The organism is Belnapia sp. AC561, from assembly GCF_979252845.1.
The window spans coordinates 16184-33244 of the sequence record NZ_CEEDBP010000045.1; the positions used below are offsets into that span (position 1 = coordinate 16184).

Sequence of the window (17061 nt, forward strand, 5' to 3'; positions counted from 1 at the left end):
CGGCGGGTGAATGCGGCGAGATCTGGTCATTGAACAGGAGTAATGGCTGTGGACGTGTCAGGCTCCATCATGCCGCGGCGAACCGGTGCCGTCCTGTGCGAGCGTTGCGCGGGGGCCGTCAAAGGCCTGTGCCATACCCTCGATGACGTGGACCAGGCCGCCCTCTCCGCCGCCTCGACCACCCTGCACCTGCCGGCCCGCAGCGCGGTCTTCCGCGAGGGCGACCGCGCCTCCGCGGTCTTCACCCTGGTGGATGGCGCCGCGAAGCTGCTGCGCTCCCTGCCGGATGGCCGGCAGCAGATCATCGGCTTCCGCTTCCCCGGGGATTTCATCGGCTACACCGCGCGCGACCGCTATCCCTGCGATGCCGAACTGGTCACCGATTCCACCGTCTGCCGGCTCGACCGCCCCCGACTGGAGTCGATGAGCCGGCATTGCGCCCCGCTGTCGCACCGCCTGCTCGAGCTCTGCGCCGAAGACCTCGCCTCCGCCCAGGAACAGCTCGGCGCCATGGCCCAGCGCAGCGCGGAGGGCCGGGTCGCCGCCTTCCTGCTGATGCTGCGCGCCGCGGCGCAGCGGAACGGCCAGCCGGGGATCGAGCTGTCCCTGCCCATGACCCGGGCGGATATCGGCGACTATCTCGGCCTGACGATCGAAAGCGTCAGCCGCGTCTTCGCCGCGCTGCGCCGGGAAGGGCTGCTGCGGGAGCCGAGCCGCGGCCATGTCACGCTCACGGACCTTGCCGCGCTGGAGAGCCTGGCCGGGGCGGAAGCCGCTCCGGAGGCCCATCCGGCACGGCTGCCGCTCAGTGCCGCGCATCCTGCTCATCGAAATGCCGCTTCACGCAGCTGAGCGCGAAGAGCGTGCCGAAGGCGAACAGCCCCAGGCCGAAGACATGCATGTAGTCATGCGCGACGGCCGCGGCCCATAGCCCGACCAGCGCGATGACGACCGACAGAACCAGGAAGAAGACGCGGCTGCTGATCATGGCTGCGTTTGCCTTTTGACAGAGGGTTGGGACGGCGGCGGTGCCGCCGGCGGGTCGTCGAACAGGATGCGGGCCGCGGCGCCGTCCAGGTCATCGTATTGCCCGGACCGCAGCGCCCAGAGGAAGCCGCCGAGGCCCAGCAGCCCCAGCGACAGTGCCAGCGGCACCAGGAAGATCAGCGAGTCCATGGCCGGGACAGCCTTTCCGCGCGCAGCGCATTGAGGATCACGGCGATGGAGGAACTGGCCATCACCGCCGCCGCCCCCAGCGGCGTCACCAGCCCGGCGACCGCGGCCGGCACCGCCACCAGGTTGTAGGCCAGGCTGAAGCCGATGTTCTGGCGCGCCAGCACCTGCGCCCGGCGCGCCGCCTGGATCGCCTCCGGCAGGGCCAGCAGCGCTTCGCCCCGCAGCACGATATCCGCGGCGCCCTGCGCCAGGTCCTGTGCCCCCGGCGCCGCCGCGGCGGCATGCGCCAGCGCCAGCGCCCCGGCATCGTTGATCCCGTCGCCCACCATCAGCGGCCGCCGTCCGGCGGCCCGCAGCGCGGCGATGCGGGCGACCTTGGCCTCGGGGATGGCAGCCGCCGTCCAGTCTGCAACGCCGGTCGCGCCGGCGATGGCCGCCACCGCCCCCGCGCCATCGCCCGAGAGGATCTCGACCGAAAGCCCCAGCGCCCGCAGGGCGGCCACCGCCTCCCGCGCATCCGGCCGCGGCACGTCGGCGAAGCGGAAGGCCGTGGGGGCGGCACCCGGCGTGACGAACCAGAGGGTCGGCTGGCTGCCCGCCTCCGCCTGGCCGCAGAAGCGCGCGCTGCCGAGGCGGGACCCGCCCGCCGCCATGCCCTGCCCCGGATGCTCCACCGCATCGGCCCGCAGCGGCGCCTCCGGGCAGGCGGCGGCCAGGGCGCGGGCCAGCGGATGCCGGCTGCCGTGCGCCAGGGAGGCCGCGGCACGCAGCACCTCCGGCTCCCACCCGCCGGGCAGCAGCACCGGCGTGCCGCCGGTCAGCGTGCCGGTCTTGTCCAGCACCACGTGATCCACCGCCGCCAGCCGTTCCAGTGCGGTCGGCGAGGTCACCAGCACGCCGCGGCGGAACAGCGCCCCCACCGTCACCACCTGCACCGCCGGCACGGCGATGGCGAGGCCGCAGGGGCAGGTCACGATCAGGGCGCAGACCGCCGGCACCAGCGCCGCCTGCCAGCCGAAGCCGGCCCAGAGCCACCAGCCCAGGAACGTCCCCATGGCGACCACCAGCACGGTCGGCACGTAAAGCCGCGCGGCCCGGTCGGCGATGGTCACGAAGCGCCCGCGCGCCTGGGCCGCATGCTCCAGCAGCCGGCCGATCGCCGCCAGCGAGCCATCCGCCGCCGCCGCGCTCACCCGCAGCACCGCCGGGCCGGCCATGTTCACCGCACCCGCGGCCAGGGCCGCACCGGGCGCCACGCTGCGCGGCAGGCTCTCCCCCGTCGTGGCGGCGAGGTCGAAGAGACCCGGCGCATCCTCCAGCACCGCATCCAGCCGCAGCCGCTCCCCGGCACCCAGCAGCACCCGGTCGCCGGCGCGGATCGCACCTGCCGGGACTTCGGCGACGGCGCCACCCGCCTCCAGCCGCCGGACCATGCCATCCTGCAGGGCCAGCAATTCGGCGACCGCCCGCCCGGCCCGTCCGCGCGCGGTGCGGTCCAGCAGCCGCCCGGCCAGCAGCAGCGCCAGCAAGGTGGTGGCGCCATCGAAGAAGGTGAAGGGGCCGTTGCGCAGCGCCTCCGAGAGGGACATCGCCGCCGTCGCCAGCACGCCGAGGCTGATCGCCACGTCCATGTTGACCCGCCGCGCCCGCAGCGCCGCGAGGGCGGAGCGATAGAAGGGCATCCCGGCGATGGCGATGGTCGGCAGCCCGATCAGCGCCGCCAGCCAATGCATCATGCCGCGGGTCTGCTCGCCCATGTCCTCGCCGACCCAGACGGCGACGGAGACCAGCATGACGTTCATCGCGCCGAAGGCGGCGATGCCCAGGGCCCGCGCCAGCGACCGGGTCTCCGCATCATCCGCCGCCCGCAGGCAGGCCGGCGTGAAGGGCACCGCCCGGAAGCCGAGCCGCCCGAGCAGCCCCGCGAATTCCTCCGCCCGCGCCCGCTCGCCCCGCCAGCGCAGGGTCAGCCGCCGCGTGGTCAGGGCGACGCGCGCCGCCAACACATCCGGGTCCGCCGCCAGCGCCTGCTCCACCAGCCAGACGCAGGCGCCGCAATGCAGGCCGGAGACCATGAGGTCCAGCCGCCACAGGCTGGGCCCATCCGCCTCGGCCGCCGCGGCCAGCGCCACCGGGGGGGCGAGGTCCGGGCGCAGCGCGCCATCCGGGGCCTTGCGCCGGCTGTAGAAGGCATCCAGGTGCAGGCCGTTCACCAACCCATGCGCCGCCTCGCAGCCGGCGCAGCAGAAGCGCCCCGGCGCCGCGACCGGTGCCCCGCAATGCGGGCAGCCCGGCACGGACAGTGCCGCCCGTGCGGGCGTGATCAGGCCGATGGCGCTCACCGCGCGATCACCCGCCGGCGGATATCGAGGTGCCGGCCCACCGCATCGGTCAGCGTCAGCCGCGCCTCCCATTGCCCCGCCGCCGGCGTCACCGCCTCGGCCGACCAAGCGCCCACGGCCACCGCGGCGAAGACCAGCGGCACCGCCCGTCCATCCAGCGGCCGATGCAGCAGCCCCTCCAGCCGGCCCGGCACCGGGCTGCCCTCGCGGTCGAGCACCGTGACCTCCAGCCGGCCGCCGAGGAGGCTCACCGCCGGCGTCCAGCCGAGCGCCGCCTGCCGCTCCGCCTCCGCGAGGATGTGGTTATAGGCCCGGCCGCGATCATAGGCCTTGCCCGTGGTCGTGCCGGTGAAGCTATGAACGGCCGAGTAGATCAGCACGCCGTTCACCGCGACGACGATCAGCATCATCCCGGCGAAGACCCAGGGGATCCAGCGGCCGCGGGCCGGGTCGAAGGCAGGCAGGGAAGCGCTCATTTGTGGGGTCCCAGAAAGACGCTGCTGCCGGAGGCGACGACCTGCCCGGCCTCATCCACCAGGCGGAAGCGTAGCGGCTGGCTTTCCCCCAGGTGCAACTCGCGCGGCGCGGTGACCAGGGCGCGGTAGCTGGCCACGCCGTCGCGCCGCACCGGCAGTACCGGCCGGCCGGCGGCATCCACCGCGGCATCCTGCACCACCAGCCGGAGCCCGGCCGGGCCGTCCAGCACCAGCGCATAGCGGCCGCCGTCGCGCGTCTTGTCGGCCAGCTTCAGCGTATAGGCGTTGCGGATGCCGCCGTCCGAAAGCCGCACGAAGGGCGGCGCCCGCTCGGCCAGCGCCGTCAGGGTCAGCGTATCCCGCAGCAGGAAGCCGCCGAGCATGACGGCCACCACGGTGGCAAGTACCCCCGCATACATCAGCGTCCGCGGCCGCAGCAGCTTCAGCGGGCGCCGCGCCGCCATCCCCGCCTGGAACCGCGCCGGGCCGGGCTCGAGGGGCGCCGCGGCGGCGGTGCTGGCGGCGAGGTTCGACAGCGCCTCGAAGGCGATCAGCCCCTGCGGCCGGGACAGCTTGCCCATGATGTCGTTGCAGGCATCGACGCAGAGGCCGCAGCCGATGCATTCGAGCTGCTGGCCCTCGCGGATGTCGATCCCGGTCGGGCAGACATGCACGCAGGCGCCGCAATCGACGCAATCGCCGCTGCCGACATCCTTCGGCTTGCCGCGCGGTTCCCCGCGCCAGTCCCGGTAGGTGACCACCAGGCTGTCCTGGTCGAGCATCGCGCCCTGGAAGCGTGGCCAGGGGCACATGTAGGTGCAGACCTGTTCCCGCGCGAAGCCGGCGAGCACATAGGTCGTCGTGGTGAAAAGCCCGAAGAAGAAATAGGTCTCCAGGCTGGCGGCCCCGGTCAGGATCTCCCGCACCACGGTCGGCGCATCCTGGAAATACATGATCCAGGCGCCCCCCGTCGCCGCGGCGATCACCAGCCAGGCGGCGTGCTTGGCCGCCCGGCGCAGCATGCGGTCGCGCGTGGGCGGCCCCGCATCGCGCTTCATCCGGGCATTGCGGTCACCCTCGATCCGCCGCTCCACCCAGAGGAACAGGTCGGTCCAGACCGTCTGCGGGCAGGTGAAGCCGCACCAGATGCGGCCGAACAGGGAGGTCGCGGCAAACAGCCCGATCGCCGCCAGGATGAGGAAGCCGGTGAGGAAGTAGATCTCCTGCGGCCAGAGCTCGATCCAGAAGAAGAACAGCCGGGCATTGCCGATATCGGCCAGCACCGCCTGGTCGGGCACGCCCGGGCCGCGGTCCCACCGCAGCCAGGGCACGACGTAGTAGAGGCCGAGCAGCACGGTCAGCACCGCCCATTTGATGCGCCGCACCCGGCCTTTGACGGCCCGTGGATAGACCTTCCGATGCGGCGCGTAGAGCGGCGGGGCCGTGATGCTGGTATCGGGCATCGGGTTCGACCTACTGCTCCCCGCCGCCGAGGGCGTGGACATAGACGGTCAGCATGTTGACCATGGCCGGGTCCAGCCGGCTGCCCCAGGCCGGCATCACCCCCGCCCGCGCCATGGCGATGGTGCGGCTGATGGAAGCCTTGTCGCCGCCATAGAGCCAGACCTGATCGTTCAGCCGCGGCGCGCCCAGCTCCCGGTTGCCCTCGCCGCGCTCGCCATGGCAGGCGACGCAATTCTCGGCATAGAGCGCCGCACCCGGGGCCGAGGCCGGCCCTGCGCCCGACAGGGACAGCACATGATCGGCCAAGGTGCCGATCTGCGCCGGCGTCAAACCGGCCTGGGCGAAGGCCGGCATGGCCACGCCGCGGGCATCCGGATGCTCGCCGTTGCGCACGCCGACGGTGATGGTCTTCTGGATATCGTCGAAGCTGCCGCCGTAGATCCAGTCGTCATCGGCTAGGCTGGGGAAGCCGCCCACCGCGCCCTGCCCGCCCGCGCCATGGCAGCCGGCGCAGTTGTTGGCGAAGGCGACGCGCCCACCGGCCAGCGCGAAGCCGCGCAACTCGGAGTCGGCGGCGATGGCGGCCGGCGTCGCGGCGCGGATGCGCGCCAGCATCGGCGCCGTCCTGGCCTTCTCGACCTCCATCGCCGCCTCGAAGTCGCTGCGCCCGGTATAGCCGAGCGTGCCGCGCACGAAGGGCAGCGAGGGGTAGAAGATCACCCAAACGGCGGCGAAGGCGATGCAGGCATAGAAGGTGTAGATCCACCAGGCCGGCATCGGGTTGTCGAGTTCCTTGATCCCGTCCCATTCGTGGCCGGTGGTGACGACGCCGCTGATGGCGTCGGTATCGGGCTTCAGTGCCATTGGGATTGGCGCCTTCAGTTCACGTGGTCGCGGAAGGGGATCTCGGCGTGCCGGCGGGCTGCCTCGCGGCTGCCCGGGCGCAGCACCCAGACCAGGATCCCGGTGAAGAGCACGACGAACCAGAGGACCCAGACGGTCGAGAGGATCTCGTGGATGCGGACCATGTCCATGGCCATGCCTCCTTACGGCTGGCGCAGCTGCTCGGGCGTCACGTCCGAGAAGCGGACGAGCGTGCCGAGCATCTGCAGATAGGCGACCAACGCATCCATCTCCGTCACCGCGCGGGAATCGGCATCGAACAGCCCCTGCCGGGCGCGGGGATAGCGGGCGTTGAAGCCGGCCGCATCCGCATCCGGGTTGGCCTGGGCCGCCAGGTCATTGGCCGCCTCGGCGATCATCGCATCGGTGTAGGGCACGCCTACCGCCCGCTGCGCCCGCAGATGCGCGGTGATCTCCGCGGCATCCAGCGGCCGGTCGAGGAAGGCATAGGGCGGCATGACGGAAGCCGGCACCAGCGCCCGCGGGCTGCGCAGATGCGCCGCCTGCCAATCATCCGAATACCGGCCGCCGACGCGGGCCAGATCCGGCCCGGTGCGCTTGCTGCCCCATTGGAAGGGGTGGTCGTACATGCTCTCGGCCGCCAGGCTGTAGTGGCCGTAACGCTCCGCCTCGTCGCGGAAGGGGCGCACCATCTGGCTGTGGCAGAGGTAGCAGCCTTCCCGGACGTAGATGTTGCGGCCCATGAGCTCGAGCGGCGTATAGGGACGCACACCCTCGACCCGCTCGATGGTCGTCTCCACCAGGAACAGCGGGACGATCTGCACCAAGCCGCCGATGGCGACGGTCAGCAGGGTGAGCACGCCGAGGATGACGACGTTCCGCTCGATGAGCGCGTGGCTGAAGTTCTTCATGGCCCGGTCCCTCACTCGGCCGCCGCGGGAACGGCACCGATGGGAAGCATGGCCGGGGCCGTGTCCTCCACCGCGGTCACCGTCATGTACAGGTTGTAGGCCATGATGCAGGCGCCGCTGAGATAGAGCAGGCCACCGAGCATCCGGATGACGTAGTAGGGGTGCATCGCCGCGACGGTCTCGACGAAGGAGTATTGCAGGAAGCCGAGCTCGTCATAGGCGCGCCACATCAGGCCCTGCATGATGCCGCTGACCCACATGGCGGTGATGTAGAGCACGATGCCCAGGGTCGCGATCCAGAAGTGCCAGGAGGCCAGCTTCTGCGAATACAGCGCCTGCTTCTTCCACAGCACCGGGAACAGCCAGTACAGCGCGCCGAAGGTGATGAAGCCGTTCCAGCCGAGCGCCCCGCTATGCACATGCCCGATCGTCCAGTCGGTATAGTGCGAGAGGCTGTTGACGGCGCGGATGGACATCACCGGGCCCTCGAAGGTCGACATCGCGTAGAAGCCGACCGCGGTAACCGAGAAGCGGAGCCCCGCATCCGTCCGCAGCTTGTCCCAGGCGCCCGAGAGGGTCATCAGCCCGTTGATCATGCCGCCCCAGGAGGGCATCCACAGCATGATCGAGAAAACCATGCCCAGCGTCTGCGCCCAGTCCGGCAGCGCCGTGTAGTGCAGGTGGTGCGGCCCGGCCCAGATATAGAGGAAGATCAGCGCCCAGAAGTGCACGATCGACAGCCGGTAGGAATAGACCGGCCGGTCCGCCTGCTTCGGGATGAAGTAGTACATCATGCCGAGGAAGCCGGCGGTCAGGAAGAAGCCCACCGCATTGTGGCCATACCACCACTGGATCATCGCATCCTGCACGCCGGACGCCAGTCCATAGGACTTGCCGACGCCACCGCCGACCGGCAGCGCCAGGTTGTTCACGATGTGCAGCATAGCGACGGTGATGATGAAGGCGAGGAAGAACCAGTTCGCCACGTAGATATGGGGTTCGCGGCGCTTCACCAGCGTGCCGCCGAAGGCGACCAGGTAGACCACCCAGACCACGGTCAGCCAGAGGTCCACGTACCACTCGGGCTCGGCGTATTCCTTGCCCTGGGTCACGCCGAAGACATAGCCGATGGCCGCGGCGACGATGAAGAAGTTGTAGCCCCAGAACAGGAACCAGCCCATCTCCTCGCCGCCGAACAATCGCGCCCGGCAGGTACGCTGCACGACATACAGGCTGGTGCAGAGCAGCGCGTTGCCGCCGAAGGCGAAGATGACGGCGCTGGTATGCAGCGGCCGCAGCCGGCCGAAGGTGGTCCATTCGAGATCGAGGTTGAGCAGCGGGAAGGCGAGCTGCGTGGCGATCACCACGCCGACCAGGAATCCGACGATGCCCCAGAACATGGTGGCGATGGCGAAGGCCCGGATCGGTGCCTCCACATCCAGCTCCGCCAAGGGCGGTCTCAAGGCGGCAACTGCGGCCATGCTAATCATCTCCGTGCCAAACGGCGGGTGTGCGAGCGGGGCCAGCGGTGGCTCTCCCGGCTGGCCGCCACATTCGGCCTCTTCGCCTCGCGGGTCCTTGATCCGGATCAAGGACCCCCCGCTGACCGCGCCTATAGGGTGCCGGCACTTCCCGGGGAGATAAGGACGATGCCGAGCGAAACCCTTCCCGCGCCCTTGGCGAACCGCATCCGCCGGGTGGCGACCGATCGCCCCTGGGTCTGGTTCACCCTCGGCTGGCGGGACATGATGGCGAACCGCGCGATCAGCCTGCCGCTCGGCGCGGCGCTGACGGTCTTCGGCTGGATGGTCTCGCTGCTGCTGTTCGAGCTCGGCACCACCTGGGCCATCCTGCCGACGACGGCAGGCTTCTTCATCGTCGCCCCGCTGCTGGCGGCCCCGCTGTATGAGACCTCCCGCCGCATGGAGCTCGGCCTGCCGACCACCCTGGCGGAGGCCCTGCAGGGCTACCGCCGCCCCGGCACGCAGGTCGCCATGATGGGGATCGTGCTGCTGCTGATCCACCTGTTCTGGGTCCGGGTCGCCGGGCTGCTCTTCGCCCTGTTCTTCGGCTACGGCACCACGCCCTCGCTGGACCGCCTGCCGCTGGCGATGCTGCAATCGGACCTGCTGCTGCCCTTCCTGGTGGTCGGCACCGGCTTCGGCTTCCTGCTGGCCGCCGGCACCTTCGCCATCTCGGCCGTCTCCCTGCCGATGCTGATCGACCGTGAGATCTCCTTCCTCGAGGCCGCGACCATCAGCATCCAGGCGGTGATGGAGAATTGGCGGGCCATGGCGCTCTGGGCCGGGCTGATCGTGCTGTTCACCGGGCTGGCGCTGGTGCCCTTCTTCCTCGGCCTGGTCCTGGTGCTGCCGCTGATCGGCCATGCCACCTGGCATGCCTACCGCGACCTGGTGGTCCGCTGATGCTCAAGCCAGCAGCCGCCAGGCCAACGCCAGCAGCACCACGGCGTTGAAGGCATGGAGCCAGGGCGCGATCCGCCGCAGCCAGGGCTCCGCCTGCCGCCGGAAGATCCGGCCCAGCAGCGCCAGGCCGACCATGGCCGGCACCGTCCCGGCGACGAAGGCCGCCATCGCCAGCCCCCCGGCCAGCGCGCTGCCGCTCCCCGCCGCCGCCGCCAGTGCCCCATAGAGCAGGCCGCAGGGCAGCGCCGAGAGCAGCACCCCAAGCAGGAAGGAGCGCCCCGGACCGGGCCTTTGCAACAAGGGTCCGACATGCCGGGCGATCGCGCCGCCCCAGACGCCGCCATGCGGCAGCCAGGCGGCCAGTGCCGGCACCGCCTGCGCCGGCACCAATTGGGCCAGCATCGCCAGCGCCGCCAGCAGCAGCAGCACCGGCGGCACCCAGCCGAGCCAGGGCACCAACGCCGCCGCCGCTGCGAAGCCCCCGGCCAGCGCCCCCAGCGTCGCGTATCCCAGGCCGCGCCCCAGGTGATAGGGCAGCAGCAACGCGCCGGAGAGCCTGGCCAGCCGCCCGCCCTCCAGGCTTTGCCCCGCCGCCACCTGGGCCAGCACGAAGGGCCCGCACATCGCCGCGCAATGGCTGGCCCCGCCCGCCAGCCCCATCAGGAACAGCGCCCCCATGAGGGCCGGCAGGCCGGCAGGACCCAGCGCATCGAGCGCGTGCAGACAATTGGCAAGCATGCGCGCCATCATGCTTCTCAAGGGACCAGCTGTCCTTGATCAGGATCAGCCGGCTCAATCCGCCCGAACGGCCGCGGCCTGCTGCTGGTGGATGGCGTGATCCAGACCGGCAGTCCGATGCTGGCCTGCTTGCCGCAGCCCGCTCAGAGGTAGCGGCCGCGCTCCAGGATCTCGAGCGTATATTCCCGGTAGCTCATCCCCAGCTCCTCCGCCCGCGCCAGCCGTCGTAATGCGATCTCCGGCGGGGCCGCCCAGGCCTTCTTCTTCGCCCGCTTCCAGCAGAACAGCCGCCAGCCCGCATCCGGGTCCTCCTCCAGCGGCGGCCCCCCGTTGTGGCCCGGACCCACGGGCGGCATCAGCGCACCCCCGGCCGGCGATGCGGGCCGAGCACCTTGTAGAAACAGGTCGTCGGCGCCAGCCGCCCATCCGGGGTGAAGGCATGGTCGGGCAGCACGCCCAGCACGGTCCAGCCGCAGCTCCGGTACAGCCGCTCCCCGGCGCTATCGGTCTCGGTATCCAGCAGCAGCAGGCTGCGGCCGGCCGCCAGCGCCGCCGCCTCCGCCGCCCCCAGCAAGCGGCGGCCGAGCCCCTGCCGCCGCGCGCCGCTATGCACCAGCATCTTGCCGATCTCGGCCCGGTGCGGCGCATTGGGCTGCGGCGCCAGGCTCAGCACCACCGTCCCCAGCAGCCGCCCCTCCGCCTCGGCCACGAACAGCATCCGCTCACCGGCCGCGACCCCGGGCAGCTGCGCCCGCCAGAAGCGCTCCCCCTCCGCCGCCGAGAAGCCCGCCATGAAATTGACCGAGGCCCCATGCGCCACCGCATCCACCAGCAGGGCGGCCAGCTCGGGCAGGCGCGCCTCCGCCGTCGCGGCATCCAGCGGTCTAATCATGGCGCGGCTCCATGGCTGAGGATGACGGCATAGCGGATGGGCCGATCCAGCGGGTTGCGGAAGCGGATCGGCTGGCCGAAGCGCATCCGCAGGCAATCGCCCTGCTCCAGCCGGATCGCCTCCCGCCCCAGGGTCAGGTCCAGCGTGCCCTCCAGCACCCAGACATGCTGGTCCGCCCCTGGCAGCCGCTGGCTGTCGAAGGCGACCTGCCCATGCGCCGGGAATTCGACCTCGACGATCTCGACCGGGGAGCCGGTGCCGGGCGGCGCCACCTGGCGGCGGAGATAGCCGGACTCCGGATCCCGCCAGACCGGCTGCCGCGCCCGGCGGGACAGCGGGCTGGCCTCGCCCTCCGCCTCGGCAAACAGGGTCGAGAGGGTGATGCCCAGCCCGCCGCAGATGCGGTTGAGCAATTGCGCCGTGGGACTCGATTCGCCCCGCTCGATGCGGGAGAGCATGGCCCGGCTGACCTCCGCCTGCGTCGCCAGGGCATCGAGCGTCAGCCCGCGGGCGGTCCGCAGCGCATGGATGCGGCTGCCGAGGCGGGTATCCAGGTCGAGGACGGCATCGCTCATCCCCGCAGTCTAGATTCCACTATAGTGGAATCCAAGACCCATCATCCTCAGCGGCGCACCGCCTCCGGATCGTCCAGCACGTCGATCGACCCGGCCGTGGTGCGGCCCAGCTCCGCATCCCGGTGCTGCTGCCACAGGCTCCGCAGCCGGGCATAGACATCGAGCGAGCCGTTGCGGATCTCGTCCAGCGTCTCGATGTTCTGCTCCCGCGTGTCCACGCCCTCCACCACGCCGCGGCCGAGATTGGCGCCGAGCGGGATGAAGTAGCTGATCGGGTTCATGAAGCCATCGGCGATGCTGCCGGTCAGCTCCCGCGGGTTGGACGGGCCGAGCACCGGCACCATGAGGTAGGGCCCATCCGGCAGGCCCCAGACATGCAGCGTCTCGCCGAAGTCCCGCCGGGCCGCCGGCGGGCCGCCGAACTGGGCCAGGTCGAACATGCCGCCGATCCCGGCGGTACTGTTGAAGACGAAGCGCAGGGCCGTGGTCGCGGCTTCCTGCGGCCGGCCCTGCAGCAGGCTGTTGGCGGCGGCGACGGGTTCGTTCAGGTTGGCCAGCAGGTTGCGGATCCGGGTACGGGTCCAATTCCCCACCGCATCGCGGTAGAAGACGGCAACCGGCCGCAGGACGGCGTCATCAAGCCGCAGGTTGAAGTCCAGCACCTGGCGGTTGCTCGCTTCCAGCGGGTCCGACGGGTCGGTCGGCGCGGTCACCACCACCGGCGGCGCGGTGCCGGCGGCGTCCGAGGCGATCCGCGCGGCGCCGTTGGCGGCGACCCGCTGCGGGGCGTCACGGCCCGGTTGGGCGCAGGCCGCAAGGCCGACGGCGAGCAGCAGGGAGAGAAGGGCAGCAGTGCGGGGCATTAGGGGGACCGGCATGGGATGGCTTAGCCTAGCGCATGGCGGAGCGGCAGCGCGACCGGCATTCCGGGTGCGGCGTGGTTGATCCGGCGCTCGTGCTCGGCGGGCTCGCCGGGCTGCTGGCCCTGGCGGGCGCGGCCACGACGGCCCTGGCGGCGCGCGCGGCCTGGCGCTTCGGCCAGCAACGGCCGCTGACGGCCCCCGCCCTGCCCGCCTCCGTCCTGAAGCCTTTGCATGGCGCCGAGCCCGGCCTCGGGGACAACCTGCGGGCGACCCTCGGCCAGCGCCATGCGGCCCCGCTCCAGGTCCTGTTCGGCGTGCCGGATGACGGCGATGCCGCCGGGCCGGTGGCCGAGGCCGCCATGGCGGCCCACCCCGGCACCCCTGCCCGGCTGCTGAGGGACCCCCGCCAGCATGGCCCGAACCGCAAGGTCTCCCAGCTCATCAACCTCGCCGGCCATGCCGGGCATGCGGTGCTGGTCGTGGCCGATGCCGACATGCACATGCCGCCCGATTGGCTGACCGCCGTCACCGCCCCCCTGGCGGACCCGGCGGTCGGGCTGGTCACCTGCCTTTACCGGGGGGAGCCCGCCGATGCCGGCCTCTGGTCCCGCCTGGCGGCTTTGGGGATCGACTGGCAATTCCTCCCCAATGCCTGCCTCGGCGAATCCATGGGCCGGGCCAATGGCTGCTACGGCGCGACCATGGCGCTACGGGCCGAGACCCTGGCCCGCATCGGCGGCTTCCAGGCCGTGGCCGACCTGCTGGCCGATGACCATGCGCTGGGCGCCGCGGTCCGCCGGCTCGGCCTGCGGGTGGAGGTGGCACCGGTCCTGCCGGGGCATGTGATGGCCGAGCCCAGCCTCGGCGCGCTGCTGCGGCATGAGCTGCGCTGGGCCCGGACCCTCAGGGCGCTGGACCCGATGGGCTACCTCGGGATGGGCATCACCTATCCGCTGATCCCCGGGCTGATCGCCGCCCTGCTGGCCCCCCCCTGGGGCTGGCTGCCCCTGGCCGTGGCGCTGCTGGCCCGGGCTGGCACCGCCCTGGTGGTGGACCATGTGCTGCGCAAGCCTTGGCGACCGGCAAGAATTCTGCTTCTTCCCCTGCGAGACCTGCTCTCCTTCGCTATATGGGGGGTTGGGCTGGCCCGGGGCACGGTGACGTGGCAGGGCCGGCGATACCGCATGCGGCCCGATGGCAGCATGGTCGAAGCGTAAATTCCGGGGATTTCCGAGCCGATGATGCGCACCCTGTTCCTCCAGGCTCCCTCCTTCGATGGCTTCGATGGCGGCGCCGGGTCCCGCTACCAGGCGAAGCGGGAGATCAAGAGCTTCTGGTTCCCGACCTGGCTGGCCCAGCCGGCGGCCCTCGTCGAAGGTTCGAAGCTGGTCGATGCCCCGCCGCACAAGCAGTCGCTGGCCGATGTCGTCCCCATGGTCCGCGACAAGGACCTGCTGGTGCTGCACACCTCGACCCCGAGCTTCGCCTCGGACGTGAAGGTGGCCGAACGCCTGAAGGCCGAGAACCCGAACCTCAAGGTCGGCATGATCGGCGCCAAGGTCGCGGTCCAGGCCGCCGAGAGCCTGCGCGACGCGCCGGTGATCGACTTCGTTGCCCGCAACGAATTCGATTTCACCGTGAAGGAGGTGGCCGAGGGCCGCGACTGGGGCGCCATCCAGGGCCTCTCCTGGCGCAACAAGGAAGGCGTGCTGGTCCACAACCCGAACCGGCCGGTGCTGGAGGACATGGACAGCCTGCCCTTCGTCTCGCCGGTCTATAAGCGGGACTTGGAGTACCAGAAGTACTTCATCGGCTACCTCAAGCACCCCTACGTCAGCATCTACACCGGCCGCGGCTGCAAGAGCCGCTGCACCTTCTGCCTCTGGCCGCAGACGGTCGGCGGCCACCGCTACCGCACCCGCTCGGTGGCGAACGTGATCGAGGAGATCCGCTACATCCGGGACAGCTTTCCCGGGCTGAAGGAGATCTTCTTCGACGACGACACCTTCACCGACGACCTGCCCCGTGCCGAGGCCATCGCCCGCGAGATGGGCAAGCTCGGCGTCACCTGGTCCTGCAACGCCAAGGCGAATGTCCCGCGCGAGACGCTGAAGATCCTGAAAGACGGCGGGCTGCGCCTGCTGCTGGTCGGCTACGAGAGCGGCAACCAGCAGATCCTGCACAACATCAAGAAGGGCATGCGGATCGAGGTCGCCAAGCAGTTCACCAAGGACTGCCATGAGCTCGGCATCATGATCCACGGGACCTTCATCCTCGGCCTGCCCGGCGAGACGACCGAGACCATCCAGGAGACGATCAAGTTCGCCATCGCGGCCAACCCGCATACCCTGCAGGTCTCGCTGGCGGCGCCCTATCCCGGCACCTTCCTGTTCGACCAGGCGCAGAAGGAAGGCTGGCTCGACACCGCGCATACCGAATACGTGGATGCCCATGGCGTGCAGATCGCCCCGCTGGCCTATCCGCACCTGTCGCACACCGAGATCTTCGACGGGGTCGAGAGCTTCTACCGGAAGTTCTATTTCCGCGCCCCGAAGATCGCCTCGATCTGCGGCGAGATGATCCGCGACCGGCAGATGCTGGTGCGGCGCCTGCGGGAAGGCGTGGAGTTCTTCCACTTCCTGCGGGAGCGGAAGACGGCCGGCGACGCGCAGAAGGCCGCAGCCTGACCCCTGCCGGCCATGGGCCGGCGCGTCATCGTCAACGCCGATGACCTCGGGCTCTCCCCCGAGGTCAATGCCGCCATCGAGCAAGCCCATCGCGACGGCGTCCTCACCGCCGCCAGCCTGATGGTCGGCGAACCCGCCGCCGCCGCCCGTGCCCAGCTCGGCGCCGAGGTCGCTGCCCAGCTCGCCGCCTTCCGTGCCACCGGCCTGGCCTGCGACCACCTCAATGCGCACAAGCACTTCCACCTGCACCCGGTCATCGCCGCCATCGCCTTCCGCGCCGCCGCCGCGGCCGGCATCCGGGCCGTGCGCATCCCCTGGGAGCCACCCGCGCTGGTCCCCGGCGCCGGCCGCGCCCTCTGGCCGCTGACCCGCTGGCTCCGCCTGCTCGCTGCCCGCCACGGTCTCCGGGCGCCTGACCGCGTCGTCGGCCTCCGCTGGACCGGCCATGTCACCGCGGACCGGCTGGCGGCCATCCTCCCGCGCCTCCCCTCCGGCACCACCGAGATCTACCTCCACCCGGCCACCGCCCCCGGCTTCCCCGGCGCCGCCCCCGGCTACGACTACCCCGGCGAGCTGGCCGCCCTGCTCGACCCCCGCGTGCGTGCCGCCTGCGCCGGCCTCGCCACCGGCGGCTATACGGTGATGCTGGCATGAACCGCGCCGGGATCCCCCTCGCCCTCGCCGGCCTCGCCGGGGCGCTCCTGCTCCTCGCGCAGCAGGATATGGGCGAGGTCACCGCGCTGCTCGCCACCGCCGGCTTCGGCCTGGTGCTGGCGGCGCTGGCGCATGTGCCCTCCATGGCGCTGAACGGCCATGCCTGGGCCATCCTGCTGCCGCGCCGGCGCCGGCCTTCGCTGGCGGCGATGACCGCCAATGTCTGGATCCGGGAATCGGTGAACGGGCTGCTGCCCGTCGCCCGGGTCGGCGGCGAGATCGCCTCCTACCGCCTGCTGCGCGGCGAGGGCGTCGGCGTCGCCCCGGCCGCCGCCAGCCTGATGGTGGACATGGCCATCTCCATCCTCAGCCAGCTCGCCTTCGCCCTGCTCGGCCTCGCCCTGCTGGCCTGGGCCGGGGCCGGCGTCGGCTGGGGCGGCATCGCCCTCGGCATGCTGGGCGGCGTCACGCTGGCCGGCGGCTTCATCCTGGCGCAGCGGGCGGATATCCTCAGCCGCCTGGCGCGCGGCCTCAATGCCATCGCCGCCGGCCGCTTCACCGGCCTCGCCGCCCATTCCGCCCGGATCGACCGGATGACCCGCCGCATCTGGCGGGTCCGCGGCGCCATCCTCGGCTGCGTGCTCTGGCAATTCCTCGGCTGGGTCGCCGGCGCGCTGGAGATCTGGCTGGCCCTCTACTTCCTCGGCCACCCCGTCAGCCTCGCCGAGGCCGTCGCCATCGAGGCGATGATCCAGGCCCTCTCCTCCGCCGCCTTCCTGGTTCCCGGCGCGCTCGGCCTGCAGGAGGCCGGCTTCCTCGGCCTCGGTCTGCTGCTCGGCCTGCCGGCGGAAGTGGCGGCGGCCCTGGCCATCGCCCGCCGCCTGCGCGACCTGGTGATCTTCCTGCCCGGCCTGCTCGCCTGGGTCTGGGCCGAACGCCGCATCGCCCGTCTCTCGCCGGGGCTGAGCTGAGGGTCTAGCCTCGGGCGAAAGC

At 71.4% G+C, this 17061-nt stretch carries 20 protein-coding genes; 6 read left to right on the forward strand and 14 right to left on the reverse strand.

Features of this window, described 5'->3' with window-relative positions; genetic code table 11:
- Window positions 1-69: 69 nt before the first annotated feature.
- Complete coding sequence (locus AC0IW9_RS26155; protein ID WP_471651235.1) at window positions 70-852, forward strand: Crp/Fnr family transcriptional regulator; 783 nt, start codon at window positions 70-72, stop codon at window positions 850-852.
- Here AC0IW9_RS26155 and AC0IW9_RS26160 read toward each other — a convergent pair.
- Genes AC0IW9_RS26160 through ccoN form a run of 9 tightly spaced genes read right to left on the reverse strand, consistent with a single transcriptional unit; the run spans window position 806 to window position 8714 of the window.
- A complete protein-coding gene (locus AC0IW9_RS26160; RefSeq protein WP_471651236.1) occupies window positions 806-988 on the reverse strand; it encodes a hypothetical protein in 183 nt (60 codons plus the stop codon). The two genes, AC0IW9_RS26155 and AC0IW9_RS26160, sit on opposite strands and share 47 nt — an antisense overlap.
- Window positions 985-1176 (reverse strand): cbb3-type cytochrome oxidase assembly protein CcoS, encoded by a 192-nt coding sequence (gene ccoS / locus AC0IW9_RS26165; RefSeq protein ID WP_471651237.1) that lies wholly within the window; start codon window positions 1174-1176, stop codon window positions 985-987. Before ccoS ends, AC0IW9_RS26160 begins: the two co-directional genes overlap by 4 nt.
- Window positions 1164-3518, reverse strand: a complete 2355-nt coding sequence (locus AC0IW9_RS26170; protein WP_471651238.1) for a heavy metal translocating P-type ATPase — start codon at window positions 3516-3518, stop codon at window positions 1164-1166. The genes ccoS and AC0IW9_RS26170 overlap by 13 nt, the downstream gene beginning before the upstream one ends.
- On the reverse strand, window positions 3515-3994 hold the full coding sequence (locus AC0IW9_RS26175; RefSeq protein ID WP_471651239.1) for a FixH family protein: 480 nt from the start codon (window positions 3992-3994) through the stop codon (window positions 3515-3517). The genes AC0IW9_RS26170 and AC0IW9_RS26175 overlap by 4 nt, the downstream gene beginning before the upstream one ends.
- Window positions 3991-5457: a cytochrome c oxidase accessory protein CcoG gene (gene ccoG / locus AC0IW9_RS26180; protein WP_471651240.1), complete on the reverse strand. Its 1467-nt coding sequence runs from the start codon at window positions 5455-5457 to the stop codon at window positions 3991-3993. Before ccoG ends, AC0IW9_RS26175 begins: the two co-directional genes overlap by 4 nt.
- A 10-nt stretch (window positions 5458-5467) precedes the next feature.
- Window positions 5468-6322: a cytochrome-c oxidase, cbb3-type subunit III gene (ccoP, locus tag AC0IW9_RS26185; protein WP_471651241.1), complete on the reverse strand. Its 855-nt coding sequence runs from the start codon at window positions 6320-6322 to the stop codon at window positions 5468-5470.
- Window positions 6323-6336: 14 nt separating this feature from the next.
- The gene (locus tag AC0IW9_RS26190) at window positions 6337-6492 is read right to left on the reverse strand and encodes a cbb3-type cytochrome oxidase subunit 3 (protein WP_471651242.1); all 156 of its coding nucleotides are present in this window, start codon (window positions 6490-6492) and stop codon (window positions 6337-6339) included.
- A 12-nt stretch (window positions 6493-6504) separates the two neighbouring features.
- The gene (gene ccoO, locus AC0IW9_RS26195) at window positions 6505-7233 is read right to left on the reverse strand and encodes a cytochrome-c oxidase, cbb3-type subunit II (RefSeq protein WP_471651243.1); all 729 of its coding nucleotides are present in this window, start codon (window positions 7231-7233) and stop codon (window positions 6505-6507) included.
- Between the two features lie 11 nt (window positions 7234-7244).
- Complete coding sequence (gene ccoN, locus AC0IW9_RS26200) at window positions 7245-8714, reverse strand: cytochrome-c oxidase, cbb3-type subunit I (protein WP_471651244.1); 1470 nt, start codon at window positions 8712-8714, stop codon at window positions 7245-7247.
- A 168-nt stretch (window positions 8715-8882) separates the two neighbouring features.
- Between ccoN and AC0IW9_RS26205 the strand changes: the two genes are divergently transcribed.
- Complete coding sequence (locus tag AC0IW9_RS26205; protein ID WP_471651245.1) at window positions 8883-9659, forward strand: DUF2189 domain-containing protein; 777 nt, start codon at window positions 8883-8885, stop codon at window positions 9657-9659.
- 3 nt (window positions 9660-9662) lie between these two features.
- Here the strand turns inward: AC0IW9_RS26205 and AC0IW9_RS26210 are convergent, their stop codons facing one another.
- From AC0IW9_RS26210 to AC0IW9_RS26230, 5 genes are all read right to left on the reverse strand, one after another.
- Window positions 9663-10397 (reverse strand): urease accessory protein UreH domain-containing protein, encoded by a 735-nt coding sequence (locus tag AC0IW9_RS26210; RefSeq protein ID WP_471651246.1) that lies wholly within the window; start codon window positions 10395-10397, stop codon window positions 9663-9665.
- 143 nt (window positions 10398-10540) lie between these two features.
- Complete coding sequence (locus AC0IW9_RS26215) at window positions 10541-10753, reverse strand: hypothetical protein (protein WP_471651247.1); 213 nt, start codon at window positions 10751-10753, stop codon at window positions 10541-10543.
- Window positions 10753-11289, reverse strand: coding sequence for a GNAT family N-acetyltransferase (locus AC0IW9_RS26220; RefSeq protein ID WP_471651248.1), 537 nt, complete (start codon window positions 11287-11289; stop codon window positions 10753-10755). The genes AC0IW9_RS26215 and AC0IW9_RS26220 overlap by 1 nt, the downstream gene beginning before the upstream one ends.
- Window positions 11286-11864, reverse strand: a complete 579-nt coding sequence (locus AC0IW9_RS26225; RefSeq protein ID WP_471651249.1) for a helix-turn-helix domain-containing protein — start codon at window positions 11862-11864, stop codon at window positions 11286-11288. Before AC0IW9_RS26225 ends, AC0IW9_RS26220 begins: the two co-directional genes overlap by 4 nt.
- Window positions 11865-11911: 47 nt before the next feature.
- On the reverse strand, window positions 11912-12742 hold the full coding sequence (locus tag AC0IW9_RS26230) for an MlaA family lipoprotein (RefSeq protein ID WP_471651250.1): 831 nt from the start codon (window positions 12740-12742) through the stop codon (window positions 11912-11914).
- A 20-nt stretch (window positions 12743-12762) separates the two neighbouring features.
- Here AC0IW9_RS26230 and hpnI point away from each other — a divergent pair, with 20 nt between their 5' ends.
- The 4 genes from hpnI to AC0IW9_RS26250 are packed head-to-tail and all read left to right on the forward strand — an operon-like array spanning window position 12763 to window position 17039.
- On the forward strand, window positions 12763-13944 hold the full coding sequence (hpnI, locus tag AC0IW9_RS26235; RefSeq protein ID WP_471651251.1) for a bacteriohopanetetrol glucosamine biosynthesis glycosyltransferase HpnI: 1182 nt from the start codon (window positions 12763-12765) through the stop codon (window positions 13942-13944).
- A gap of 21 nt (window positions 13945-13965) precedes the next feature.
- Window positions 13966-15414 (forward strand): hopanoid biosynthesis associated radical SAM protein HpnJ, encoded by a 1449-nt coding sequence (hpnJ, locus tag AC0IW9_RS26240; RefSeq protein ID WP_471651252.1) that lies wholly within the window; start codon window positions 13966-13968, stop codon window positions 15412-15414.
- 12 nt (window positions 15415-15426) lie between these two features.
- Window positions 15427-16068, forward strand: coding sequence for a ChbG/HpnK family deacetylase (locus tag AC0IW9_RS26245; protein ID WP_471651253.1), 642 nt, complete (start codon window positions 15427-15429; stop codon window positions 16066-16068).
- Window positions 16065-17039, forward strand: coding sequence for a lysylphosphatidylglycerol synthase domain-containing protein (locus AC0IW9_RS26250; protein WP_471651254.1), 975 nt, complete (start codon window positions 16065-16067; stop codon window positions 17037-17039). The genes AC0IW9_RS26245 and AC0IW9_RS26250 overlap by 4 nt, the downstream gene beginning before the upstream one ends.
- The last annotated feature ends 22 nt before the right edge of the window (window positions 17040-17061 follow it).

Excerpts from the sequence above, each read along its gene's own strand:
- AC0IW9_RS26155 (WP_471651235.1), top strand. The coding sequence starts at position 70 with ATGCCGCGGCGAACCGGTGCCGTCCTGTGCGAGCGTTGCGCGGGGGCC.
- AC0IW9_RS26160 (WP_471651236.1), bottom strand. The coding sequence starts at position 988 with ATGATCAGCAGCCGCGTCTTCTTCCTGGTTCTGTCGGTCGTCATCGCG.
- ccoS (WP_471651237.1), bottom strand. The coding sequence starts at position 1,176 with ATGGACTCGCTGATCTTCCTGGTGCCGCTGGCACTGTCGCTGGGGCTG.
- AC0IW9_RS26175 (WP_471651239.1), bottom strand. The coding sequence starts at position 3,994 with ATGAGCGCTTCCCTGCCTGCCTTCGACCCGGCCCGCGGCCGCTGGATC.
- ccoG (WP_471651240.1), bottom strand. The coding sequence starts at position 5,457 with ATGCCCGATACCAGCATCACGGCCCCGCCGCTCTACGCGCCGCATCGG.
- ccoP (WP_471651241.1), bottom strand. The coding sequence starts at position 6,322 with ATGGCACTGAAGCCCGATACCGACGCCATCAGCGGCGTCGTCACCACC.
- AC0IW9_RS26190 (WP_471651242.1), bottom strand. The coding sequence starts at position 6,492 with ATGGACATGGTCCGCATCCACGAGATCCTCTCGACCGTCTGGGTCCTC.
- ccoO (WP_471651243.1), bottom strand. The coding sequence starts at position 7,233 with ATGAAGAACTTCAGCCACGCGCTCATCGAGCGGAACGTCGTCATCCTC.
- ccoN (WP_471651244.1), bottom strand. The coding sequence starts at position 8,714 with ATGGCCGCAGTTGCCGCCTTGAGACCGCCCTTGGCGGAGCTGGATGTG.
- AC0IW9_RS26205 (WP_471651245.1), top strand. The coding sequence starts at position 8,883 with ATGCCGAGCGAAACCCTTCCCGCGCCCTTGGCGAACCGCATCCGCCGG.
- AC0IW9_RS26210 (WP_471651246.1), bottom strand. The coding sequence starts at position 10,397 with ATGCTTGCCAATTGTCTGCACGCGCTCGATGCGCTGGGTCCTGCCGGC.
- AC0IW9_RS26215 (WP_471651247.1), bottom strand. The coding sequence starts at position 10,753 with ATGCCGCCCGTGGGTCCGGGCCACAACGGGGGGCCGCCGCTGGAGGAG.
- AC0IW9_RS26220 (WP_471651248.1), bottom strand. The coding sequence starts at position 11,289 with ATGATTAGACCGCTGGATGCCGCGACGGCGGAGGCGCGCCTGCCCGAG.
- AC0IW9_RS26225 (WP_471651249.1), bottom strand. The coding sequence starts at position 11,864 with ATGAGCGATGCCGTCCTCGACCTGGATACCCGCCTCGGCAGCCGCATC.
- AC0IW9_RS26230 (WP_471651250.1), bottom strand. The coding sequence starts at position 12,742 with ATGCCGGTCCCCCTAATGCCCCGCACTGCTGCCCTTCTCTCCCTGCTG.
- hpnI (WP_471651251.1), top strand. The coding sequence starts at position 12,763 with ATGGCGGAGCGGCAGCGCGACCGGCATTCCGGGTGCGGCGTGGTTGAT.
- hpnJ (WP_471651252.1), top strand. The coding sequence starts at position 13,966 with ATGATGCGCACCCTGTTCCTCCAGGCTCCCTCCTTCGATGGCTTCGAT.
- AC0IW9_RS26245 (WP_471651253.1), top strand. The coding sequence starts at position 15,427 with ATGGGCCGGCGCGTCATCGTCAACGCCGATGACCTCGGGCTCTCCCCC.
- AC0IW9_RS26250 (WP_471651254.1), top strand. The coding sequence starts at position 16,065 with ATGAACCGCGCCGGGATCCCCCTCGCCCTCGCCGGCCTCGCCGGGGCG.